This window comes from Neisseria sp. P0009.S007 (assembly GCF_051962515.1).
Genome location: NZ_JBQCVF010000299.1, coordinates 1 through 1,565, shown reverse-complemented (window position 1 = coordinate 1,565; position 1,565 = coordinate 1). Strand labels below are relative to the sequence as shown.

1 protein-coding gene is annotated in these 1,565 nt (G+C 52.5%); it reads left to right on the top strand.

The window, feature by feature from the left end; all coding sequences use genetic code 11:
* The coding region (locus ACTHS3_RS12640) for an alpha-amylase family protein (protein WP_440368097.1) at nucleotides 1-1,565 on the top strand (1,565 nt) is incomplete at both ends.

Here is a 1,565-nt window from a genome sequence, read left to right as displayed (position 1 = left end):
ACTCAACAGGTTGATTTGACCTTGCATCACCTTAAAGAACGCACCCTATCGATTTATACCCCCGAACAGCGTGCAAGTATCGAGACATCTGAAGACTGGAAACAGTTTGACAGACGACTTGAGGAACACTTCCCAAAACTGATGCACGAGCTGGACAATGTTTACAACAACAACGAAGCCGTCCTCCCCATGCTGGAGCAACTGATTGCCCAAGCATGGCAAAGCTATTCCCAACGCAACTCATCCTTAAAAGATATCGATATCGCGCGCGAAAACGATCCTGACTGGATTTTGTCCAACAAACAGGTTGGCGGCGGGTGCTACGTCGATTTGTTCGCAGGCGATCTGCAAGGCTTGAAAGCCAAAATTCCTTATTTCCAAGAATTGGGCCTGACCTATCTGCACCTGATGCCCCTGTTTAAATGTCCTGAAGGCAAAAGCGACGGCGGCTATGCAGTCAGCAGCTACCGCGATGTCAATCCGGCTTTGGGCACAATAGACGACTTGCGCGATGTCATTGCCGCACTGCACGAAGCAGGTATTTCCGCCGTTGTCGATTTCATCTTTAACCACACTTCCAATGAACACGAATGGGCAAAAGGCTGCGCCGCCGGTGATCCACTCTACGACAACTTCTACTACATCTTCCCCGACCGCTGGATGCCCGACCAATACGACCGCACCCTGCGTGAAATCTTCCCCGACCAACATCCGGGCGGCTTCTCCCAACTGGAAGACGGACGCTGGGTATGGACAACGTTCAACTCCTTCCAATGGGACTTGAATTACAGCAACCCATGGGTATTCCGTGCCATGGCAGGCGAAATGATGTTCCTTGCCAACTTGGGCGTTGATATTCTGCGCATGGACGCCGTTGCCTTTATTTGGAAGCAAATGGGCACAAGCTGCGAAAACCTGCCTCAGGCACACGCTCTGATTCGCGCGTTTAACTCTGTAATGCGTATCGCAGCACCAGCTGTGTTCTTCAAATCCGAAGCCATTGTCCATCCTGACCAAGTTGTCCAATACATCAGCCAAGACGAATGCCAAATCGGCTACAACCCTCTGCAAATGGCATTGTTGTGGAACACCCTCGCCACACGCGAAGTCAACCTGCTCCATCAAGCACTGACCTACCGCCACAACCTGCCCGACCACACTGCATGGGTCAACTACGTCCGCAGCCATGACGACATCGGCTGGACATTTGCCGATGAAGACGCATGGCAGTTCGGTATTCACGGCTACGACCACCGACAATTCCTCAACCGTTTCTTCGTCAACCATTTTGACGGCAGCTTCGCGCGCGGCGTCCCCTTCCAATACAACCCAAACACAGGTGACTGCCGTGTCAGCGGTACAGCCGCAGCATTGGTCGGTTTGGCTCAAAATGACCCATATGCCGTTGACCGCATCAAACTTTTGTACAGCATCGCCCTGAGTACCGGCGGTCTGCCGCTGATTTACTTGGGTGACGAAGTGGGTACACTCAATGATGACGACTGGTCGCAAGACAGCAATAAGAGCGACGACAGCCGCTGGGCACACCGTCCTCGTTATAATGA